Source organism: Cupriavidus sp. 8B, from assembly GCF_054589115.1.
In genome coordinates this window covers 1-8,601 of sequence record NZ_BAAILO010000447.1, presented here as the reverse complement: position 1 = coordinate 8,601, position 8,601 = coordinate 1, and the positions used below count along the sequence as shown (strand labels likewise).

The following is an 8,601-nucleotide window of genomic DNA, read 5'->3' as shown; positions in this document are numbered from 1 at the left end:
ACGTTCTAACTTGCCGTCGGTTTGCTCCCCTCTCCCACGCAGTGGGAGAGGGGTCGGGGGAGAGGGCGGGCGCTCGCTCGAAGTGATACGCGTCGCTCTTGCGAAGGCCTACCCTCTCCCCCAACCCCTCATACGCTGCGCGGGAGAGGGGTGCTACGCCAGCGCGAAGTTGCGCGCGGTCGTCATGGCTTTCGTTCTTGTCTACTCAGCCTGTCCGCGTTCGCGCAGCAAATCGGACAAACTGCGCGGCGCGGGCGTCAGCGGTGCGCGATGCCGTGTCCACCCGAGCTGCCGTTTTGGCGTGAGCACACGCAGCCGCGTGGCCGCCCAGCGGAACAGCCGATAGGTCAGCGGATGCGCAAATGCACCGCTCCAGAAACGCCAGACCAGGTGTTCGCCGCGGCTGAACTTGGCGCCCTGCCCGCGCAGCGGATTTGCCACCTGTTCGTGCGGATTGCGGTTGGCTTCGGTGCGCAGGCGGATCAGCAGTTGCGGAATCGGGATGCGCACGGGGCACACTTCTCCGCAAGCGCCGCACAGGCTGGAGGCAGTGGCCAGGTCCGCCGTGGCATCGAGCCCGAGCAGGTGCGGCGAGATGATCTTGCCGATCGGCCCGGGGTAGGTGGTGCCGTAGGCATGGCCGCCGATGCGCGTGTACACCGGGCAATGGTTCATGCAGGCGCCGCAGCGGATGCATTGCAGCGTGGCGCGCAGTTGCTCGTCGGCGTAGGCCTGGCTGCGGCCGTTGTCCAGCAGCACCAGGTGCACCTCGCGCGGGCCATCGCGCTCGCCCGCGCGGCGCGGGCCGGAGATCAGGTTGAAGTAGGTGGTGATGGCCTGCCCGGTGGCCGAGCGCGTCAGCAGGCTGGCCAGCGGCACGATGTGCTCGAGCCTGGCCACCACCTTCTCCATGCCCATGATGGCAATGTGCACATCGGGCACGGTGGTGGACAGGCGGCCGTTGCCCTCGTTCTCCACCAGCCACAGCGTGCCGGTGTCGGCGGCGGCAAAGTTCACGCCGGACAAACCGATGTCGGCGTTCACGAACGCCTGGCGCAGTGCGCGCCGGCCGGTCTGGATCAGTTCGTCCACGTCTTCGGTATAGGGCGTGCCGGGGATATGCTGCGCGAACAGCTCGGCAATGTCACCGCGCGTCTTGTGGATGGCCGGCATCACGATGTGCGACGGCTTCTCGCCCGCGAGCTGCACGATGTACTCACCCATGTCGGACTCGATGCAGTCGATGCCACGCTCGGCCAGGTAATGGTTCAGCTCGATTTCCTCGCTGGCCATCGACTTGCCCTTGATCACGCTGCGTGCCTGGCGCGCCTGCGCGATGCCGTGCACGATGGCATTGGCTTCATCCGCGGTCTCGGCCCAGTGCACCTGCACGCCGGCCGCGGTGAGCTTGTCCTCCAGCTGCACCAGCAGGTCAGGCAGTTGCGACAGTGCGTGCTGGCGGATCGCTTCGCCCAGGTCGCGCAGCTGCTCCAGCTCATCGCCGTCGGGGAACTGCACGGCGCGCTTGGCCTGCAGGAAGTCCATGGCGCCGCGGAAGCTGCTGCGCAGCTTGGGGTCGTCCAGCGCCGCGCGCGAGCGCGCCTTGAAATCCGCGGAGGGCACGAAGTGCAGGGGCTTGGCGGCGGCCTGGGCGGTGGTTTGCGTACTCATTGCGCGGCTCCCGTCCCGGCGCTGCCGGTCACGATGATCACCCACAGCTCGCGCGGGCCATGCGCGCCGTAGGCCAACGTTTGCTGGATATCCGAGGTCTTGGATGGGCCGGATACCAGTACCAGGTTGGTCGGCATGCCAGCGCTCCAGCGCTCGGCGCGCGCGGCGGCATGCAGGTCCGGATGCAGCGTCTCGGCGTACACGAGCGCGATATGCAGCGGCGGCACCAGCGAGACCGTGCGCGGCGTTTGCGTGTCGGGCGCCAGCACCAGCGTGCCGGTAGCGGCAATGCCGGAGCGCGCCACCGTGAAGCCTGCGTCCACGGTGTCGAATAGCTCCGCTTTCCAGTCTTCGATGGGGCGGTCGTAAGACAGCGGCGCCACGGTGCCGGGCAAGGCGCCCATCAGTGCCGCGCCTTCCTCGGCAGCAGGGTCCAGCAGCAGGCGGCGCACGCCGGCGGCGGCGAGCCTGCCCGCGAGTTGCGCGGGCCAGGCCTCGGCGCTCGCGCACCAGGCCAGCGCGTGAGAGGCGCCCAATGCAGCCTGCATGGCCTGCGCCAGCTCGGCGGGAGAGGCTGCCTCGCGGCGGCCGTCGTAGTGTGCATCGATGCGCGCATCCAGTTGGCTGGTATCTGCCGCGGAAGCGGCGGTGGGCGTGTCCGTGGCCGCGCGCAGCCGGCCGAGCATGCGCTCGCGGGCGTTCAGTGCGCTCATGCTTGCTCCTTGGCGCCGCCGCCGGTACGCCGCCACAGGAAGGTGGCGAGATGCTCGACAGGCAGGGGCGCGCCCTGGTACCTGGCCGCGTGCCCGATATTGAGCAGGCAGCCGCAGTCGGCGGAGACCAGCCGATCGCAGCCGGTGGCGCAGGCCGAGGCGATCTTGTCCTGCACCATCGCGCCGGAGATATCGGGATGCTTGAGCGAGAAGGTGCCGCCAAAGCCGCAGCACTCGGACTCGCGCTGATGCTCGGCGCGGGTGATGCCCGGCAGGGCGTCGACCAGGGCCACGCCATGCTCGCGCGTACCCATTTCTCGACGTGCCGCGCAGGAGGTGTGCAGCACAACCGTCTCGGCCGGCTGGCCGGCGACGCCGCTTACGTCGAAGCGGACTTTCAGCACATGCAGCAGGAATTCGCTCAGCTCAAATACGCGCTCGGCCAGCGCAAAGGCCTTGGGGCCGGCCACGGGATCGTCCGCGAACAGCTGCGGCCAGTGGTGCCGCATCATCCCGGCGCACGAGCCCGAGGGTACGATCACCGGCCACGGTTCGGCGAACAGGTCGAGCTGGGCCAACGCCACCGTCCGGGACTGCTCCGGGTTGCCGCTGCTATAGGCGGGCTGGCCGCAGCAGCTCTGTCCGCGCGGGAAGTGCACGGCCAGGCCTTCGCGCTCCAGCAGGCGCACCGCGTCCAGGCCGGCTTGCGGCACGAACACGTCGACCAGGCAGGTGGCGAACAGGTAGGCCTGCGCCGGGGCAGGGGGATAGCGCCTTTGCTTCATGTCTCGCTCCGTGGGGGCGGCCGCCTGGCTGTCGGGCCGGCCGTTGTTTGAGCGCATAATTCCGCGAGACGCGCGCCAGTTCAAATTGGTTGGACCAGTTGGGCGCGGGCAATGATTCCGGAGCGAGAGGATGGCGGCGGGCAGGCAGGCGCGCGGGCGCGTGGAAGAGGTCATGCGGAAACTGGAAACGGCGATGCTGGACGGCACCTGGCAGGCTGGCGCCCGCCTGCCCGCGGAGCGGCTGCTCGCCGAGCAATATGGCGTTGCGCGCAACACCATCCGCGAGGCCACCCAGCGGCTGGCGGCGCGGGGCTTGCTGCAAAGCCGGCAGGGCGCCGGCGTGTTCGTCACCGAGCAGTTGCGCACCGGCTTTGCCTCGCCATGGCGCCAGCTGGTGGCGGACCACCCGGTGCTGCGCGACGATATCCTGGAGTTTCGCCGGGTGCTGGAGGGCGCTACCGCCTACTTTGCCGCGCTGCGCGCGGATGCCGCGGATCTCAAGCGCATCCGTGGCCTGCTGCGCGCGCTCGAAGCCGCCCGCCAGCAAGACGACACGGCCGCCGAGGCGCAGGCTGACGCCAAGCTGCATGAGGCCATTGCCCAGGCCTCGCACAACACCATGTTCCTGCACCTGCATACCAGCGTGATCGGCATGCTGCGCGAGCACATCACCATCAACGGCACGGGCCTGCGGCTGCAGGACGAGGATGCCTCCGCGCTACTGCTGCTGCAACACCGCACGCTGTGCGAGGCCATCTGCGCGCGCCGGCCGGAGGAGGCGCGCACCGCCATGCAGACGCATATCGACTTTGTGCGCAGCCGGGTGGAGCAGCAAGGAGAGGGGGCAAGCGCCTGAAGCCGGGCGCTTGATCGGCGTGAATTGGTGTGAATTGGTGTGAATTGGCGTGAATTGGTCCTACCGGTGACGCCAGGCGTCAGATCAGGCCTTTGTCCGACAGCTCGCGCTTGAGATAGGCGTAGTAGATCGGCCCGGCAATCACGCCGGGGACGCCATACAGAGACTCCATCAGCAGCATCACCGTGAGCAGCTCCCAGGCCGCGGCATTGATGCGCGCGCCGATGATGCGCGCGTTGAGGAAGTACTCGAACTTGTGGATCACCACCAGGTAGAACAGCGAGGCAATCGCCATGGGCAGCGAGATCGATAGCGAGGCCACCACGATGCCCGTGTTCGACACCAGGTTGCCCAGCACCGGCAGCAGCCCGACCAGGAAGGTGAGGGCGACCAGCGTCTTGGTCAGGGGCAGGTGCACGCCAAACAGGGGCAGCACCACCAGCAGGTAGATCGCGGTCAGCACGGTGTTGATCAGCGAGATCTGTACCTGGGCGAAGATGAACTGCGAGAACGCCAGCTGCAGGTTGCGGGCACGTTCCACCAGCGCCGAGGCCAGCGGCCTGCGGTTCGGCTTGGAGATGGCGCGGTACAGCGCGACCATGGCGCCGATCACCAGCCCGATCAGGATGTGCGCGAGGCTGCGCAGCACCTCGGCGCCGAACTTCTGGGCCATCTGCGCGTGCTCGCGCAGCCAGTCAATCAGGGCATTGGCCAGCTCATCCACGCCGCGCGGCAGCGCGTCGCTGACCCATACCGGCAGCTGGGCGCGGGACTTGTCGATGATGTCGGCCGTGCGGATCAGCAGGGTGTCGAGCGTATTGCCGTCGCCGCTGACAAAGCGCACCAGCGCCCAGCCCCCAAGCGTGAGTCCCAGCAGGGTGACAGCGGAGAGAATCGCCACCGCCAGGGCGTCGTGGCGCTGATGCAGGCGCACCAGCTTGGGTGCCAGCACATCCACCAGCGAGTACAGCAGCAGGCCCGCCAGGAGCGCCGCCACCAGGTTGGCCTGCATCACCACCCAGAGCGCCAGGGCGGTCAGGATGTAAGCGGCGGTGGTGACGCTGAACCACTTTACATCCGGCAAGCGGGGTATGCGTGGCGGATCGGGTTGATTCATCAAGTCTCCTGCATTGGGGGGCCGCGCCGTCGGGTGCACGGCCGGGTGTCTGTGCATTGTACGGCGCTCGATTGTCCGATGCGCCGCCGGCGAAGGCAAGCGCCCAAGGGCGACAATGGACGCCCGTGGTTGCTATGATCGGGCTGTGCGCGGGCCCGCCAGCTGACCGAGACCGATCCCATGACCTTTGCCCACACCGTAGCCTCGCGGCGGCATCTCTTTGCCGATCTCAAGACCTTGCTGGCCAAGGCCAGCCCGGCACGCTCGGGCGACTACCTGGCCGGGCTCGCGGCCGCCAGCGAGGAGGAGCGCATGGCCGCGCGCATGGCGCTGGCCGAGGTGCCCCTGGCGCACTTCCTGGCCGAAGCGCTGGTGCCCTATGAGGAGGACGAAGTCACGCGCCTGATCTTCGATCGCCATGACGGCCTCGCCTTTCGCGAGATCGCGTCCTTTACCGTGGGCGACCTGCGCAACTGGCTGCTGCTCCACGAGACCGACTTCGCCGCTTTGACACGCGTGGCGCCGGGCATCACGCCGGAGATGGCGGCCGCGGTCAGCAAGCTGATGCGCAACCAGGACCTGATCGCGGTGGCGCGCAAGTGCCGGGTGGTCACGCGCTTTCGCAATACCATCGGCCTGCCCGGGCATCTGTCCGTGCGGCTGCAGCCCAACCATCCCACCGACGATGCCCGGGGCATCGCCGCCTCGATGATCGACGGCCTGCTCTATGGCTGCGGCGATGCCACCATCGGCATCAACCCCGCCACCGACAACCTCGGCGCCATCGTCACCCTGCTGCGCCTGGTCGACGACCTGCGCTGCCGCTTCGACGTGCCCACGCAGTCCTGCGTGCTGACCCACGTTACCAATACCCTGCGCGCCATCGAGCAGGGCGCGCCGGTGGACCTGGTGTTCCAGTCGGTGGCCGGCAGCGAGCAGGCCAACGCCGGCTTTGGCATCAGCCTGGCGCTGTTGCGCGAGGCGCACGACGCCGCGCAAAGCCTGGCGCGTGGCACGGTGGGCAACAACGTGATGTATTTCGAGACCGGCCAGGGCAGCGCGCTGTCCGCCAACGCGCACCACGGCGTGGACCAGCAGACCATGGAAGCCCGCGCCTATGCGGTGGCGCGCGAGTTCTCGCCGCTGCTGGTCAATACCGTGGTGGGCTTCATCGGCCCGGAGTATCTATACGACGGCAAGCAGATCATCCGCGCCGGGCTGGAGGACCATTTCTGCGGCAAGCTGCTCGGCGTGCCGATGGGCTGCGACGTTTGCTACACCAACCACGCCGAGGCCGACCAGGACGATATGGATACGCTGCTGACGCTGTTCGGCGTGGCCGGCATCAACTTCATCATGGGCGTGCCCGGCGCCGACGACATCATGCTGAACTACCAGAGCACCTCGTTCCATGACGCGCTCTACCTGCGCGACACGCTGGGCCTGCGGCCCGCGCCGGAGTTCGAGGCCTGGCTGCAGGCCATGGGCATCTTCGGCGAGGACGGGCGGCTGCTTGAGATTGCCGAGCGCCAGCCGCTGCTGCAGCTTGCGCACGGCTTGTGAGCGCCAGGCCATGACGCCATGAACCGCAAACTGGTCCAAGACAACCCCTGGCAGCGCCTGCGCCAGTTCACCGCCGCGCGTATCGCGCTGGGCCGCGCCGGCCACAGCCAGACCACGCAGGCCGTGCTCGCCTTCGGGCTGGCGCATGCGCAAGCGCGCGATGCCGTGCACCTGCCGCTCGCGCGCGAGGCCATCGAGCGGGCGCTGCATGATGCGGGATTCAGCAGCGTGGCCGCGCACAGCGCCGCGCCGGACCGCCAGCATTACCTGCGCCGCCCAGACTTGGGGCGCCAGCTTGACGAAGCCAGCCGTGCGCGGCTGGCGCAAGCACGCCCGGCGGAGCCGCCCGACGTGGTGTTCGTGATTGCCGATGGTCTTTCCGCGCTCGCGGCCGAACGCCACAGCGTGGCATTGCTGCTGCATGTCCGCGAGCGCCTGCCGGACTGGCGCATCGGGCCGGTGGTGGTGGCCGAACAATCGCGCGTGGCGCTGGGCGACGAGGCCGGCCACCTGCTTGGCGCGCGCCAGGTGGTGATGCTGATCGGCGAGCGGCCCGGGCTGAGTTCGCCGGACAGTCTCGGCATCTATCTCACCTATGACCCGCGGCCCGGCCGCAGCGATGCCGAGCGCAACTGCATCTCCAATGTGCGGCCCGAAGGGCTGCCCTATGCGCCGGCCGCGGACAAGCTCGCCTTCCTGCTGCGCGGTGCGCTGGCGCTGGGGCGCAGCGGCGTGGACCTGAAGGACGACAGCGAGCACGCGGCGCTGCCCGAGCCGGCGGCGAGCGCACTGCCGGCGTCCGGCACGAACACTGACTGAGAAACCGACCGATCCGGCCGCTCACGCCGGCGGCCGGGCATTGCCGTGCCGTTTTGCCATCACAACAACGAAGAAGAGGAAATCGCCATGAAGCACAAGAGCCTGCTGATCGCATCCCTGCTAGTGTTCCGTTCCGTTGTTAACGGATCTATATTTTTGTAGGATGTTGGTATCGACGATACGGGAGATGCCAACATGCCAATGGGACGACCGAAGCTGGATCTGGTGTTGAGCGAAGACGAGCGGTCTCAACTTGCCTCGATGGCGCGTTCGCGGAGTATCCCGGCGTCGCTGGTTGCGCGGGCATGCATCGTTTTGGGAACAGGGCACTAGCCCGCTGACGCGGGGGTGTCTCTTTAGGGCGGGGTTTTGATGCTTCTGGCTGCTTGCGCGGCTGGGCGGCTTTGATGGTTGATGGGCTGGACGTGTTTTGGCGCTTCTAGCTGCTGTCGCGGCTGTACGGTGTTGACCGTTTTAGAACGTGTGAGATGTCACTTTTCTTTACTCGTAAAGTAACCAAAAGAAAGCGATCCTTGCAGGAGGCTGGCGTGGCGTCATTGGGAATCCCAATGGTTTCGTCGTACGGCCCTGGGTGCTAATGGACTCGTGCCGTTACCAGTTTAGATCACCACGACGCTGCCAATGCCCAGCGATTCGTGGTGGCCCCCACCGGTAGCCACCACCACGAATTTCAAGCCGTCTGTCGCTCGCGGCGCGGGCGGCCACGAAGTTGCAAGCGTCCCGTTTTCGTCGTGGGCGCGGTGGCACTGCCGGAATAGTTTTGAGGGATTCACCACCGCGCCCACCCCACCACGAAACCATCACGGTGTGATACATCGTGGCGCTTTGCGGCGGTACCGGCAGATGGGTGAATAGGCAAGGATGCCGCTACCGGGGGCCTCACCACGAAACCAGCGTCATTAACAGGATCGTGGCCATTTAAACCGGTAACGGCACGAGTTAATTAAAACCCGGGGCCTGACGACGAAACCATTGGGGTCCCCAATGACGCCACGCCAGCCTCCTGCAAGGATCGCTTTCTTTTGGTTACTTATATGAACGCGCCCCGGTTTGCCA

Annotated in this window: 7 protein-coding genes; 3 read left to right on the top strand and 4 right to left on the bottom strand. The window is 67.3% G+C overall.

Features of this window, described 5'->3' with window-relative positions; all coding sequences use genetic code 11:
- Positions 1–201 precede the first annotated feature (201 nt).
- From ACYP5B_RS43395 to ACYP5B_RS43385, 3 genes are read right to left on the bottom strand one after another with little or no spacing between them, the layout of a single operon-like run.
- Positions 202–1,671, bottom strand: coding sequence for a LutB/LldF family L-lactate oxidation iron-sulfur protein (locus ACYP5B_RS43395; RefSeq protein WP_400094758.1), 1,470 nt, complete (start codon positions 1,669–1,671; stop codon positions 202–204).
- Entirely contained in the window at positions 1,668–2,384 is a 717-nt protein-coding gene (locus ACYP5B_RS43390; RefSeq protein WP_459573736.1) for a LutC/YkgG family protein, read from the bottom strand. Before ACYP5B_RS43390 ends, ACYP5B_RS43395 begins: the two co-directional genes overlap by 4 nt.
- Positions 2,381–3,169 (bottom strand): (Fe-S)-binding protein, encoded by a 789-nt coding sequence (locus ACYP5B_RS43385; protein ID WP_459573734.1) that lies wholly within the window; start codon positions 3,167–3,169, stop codon positions 2,381–2,383. Before ACYP5B_RS43385 ends, ACYP5B_RS43390 begins: the two co-directional genes overlap by 4 nt.
- Positions 3,170–3,299: 130 nt before the next feature.
- Between ACYP5B_RS43385 and ACYP5B_RS43380 the strand changes: the two genes are divergently transcribed.
- Positions 3,300–4,025 (top strand): FadR/GntR family transcriptional regulator, encoded by a 726-nt coding sequence (locus ACYP5B_RS43380; protein ID WP_459573733.1) that lies wholly within the window; start codon positions 3,300–3,302, stop codon positions 4,023–4,025.
- A 79-nt stretch (positions 4,026–4,104) separates the two neighbouring features.
- Here ACYP5B_RS43380 and ACYP5B_RS43375 read toward each other — a convergent pair whose 3' ends face one another.
- Positions 4,105–5,142, bottom strand: coding sequence for an AI-2E family transporter (locus tag ACYP5B_RS43375; RefSeq protein ID WP_318231437.1), 1,038 nt, complete (start codon positions 5,140–5,142; stop codon positions 4,105–4,107).
- 180 nt (positions 5,143–5,322) lie between these two features.
- On the opposite strand from ACYP5B_RS43375, the gene ACYP5B_RS43370 reads away from it, so the two are divergent.
- A complete protein-coding gene (locus ACYP5B_RS43370) occupies positions 5,323–6,705 on the top strand; it encodes an ethanolamine ammonia-lyase subunit EutB (RefSeq protein ID WP_459573731.1) in 1,383 nt (460 codons plus the stop codon).
- A gap of 18 nt (positions 6,706–6,723) precedes the next feature.
- Complete coding sequence (eutC, locus tag ACYP5B_RS43365; RefSeq protein ID WP_459573730.1) at positions 6,724–7,524, top strand: ethanolamine ammonia-lyase subunit EutC; 801 nt, start codon at positions 6,724–6,726, stop codon at positions 7,522–7,524.
- The last annotated feature ends 1,077 nt before the right edge of the window (positions 7,525–8,601 follow it).

Coding starts and splice junctions, on each gene's coding strand:
- ACYP5B_RS43395 (WP_400094758.1), bottom strand. CDS start 1,671: ATGAGTACGCAAACCACCGCCCAGGCCGCCGCCAAGCCCCTGCACTTC.
- ACYP5B_RS43390 (WP_459573736.1), bottom strand. CDS start 2,384: ATGAGCGCACTGAACGCCCGCGAGCGCATGCTCGGCCGGCTGCGCGCG.
- ACYP5B_RS43385 (WP_459573734.1), bottom strand. CDS start 3,169: ATGAAGCAAAGGCGCTATCCCCCTGCCCCGGCGCAGGCCTACCTGTTC.
- ACYP5B_RS43380 (WP_459573733.1), top strand. CDS start 3,300: ATGGCGGCGGGCAGGCAGGCGCGCGGGCGCGTGGAAGAGGTCATGCGG.
- ACYP5B_RS43375 (WP_318231437.1), bottom strand. CDS start 5,142: ATGAATCAACCCGATCCGCCACGCATACCCCGCTTGCCGGATGTAAAG.
- ACYP5B_RS43370 (WP_459573731.1), top strand. CDS start 5,323: ATGACCTTTGCCCACACCGTAGCCTCGCGGCGGCATCTCTTTGCCGAT.
- eutC (WP_459573730.1), top strand. CDS start 6,724: ATGAACCGCAAACTGGTCCAAGACAACCCCTGGCAGCGCCTGCGCCAG.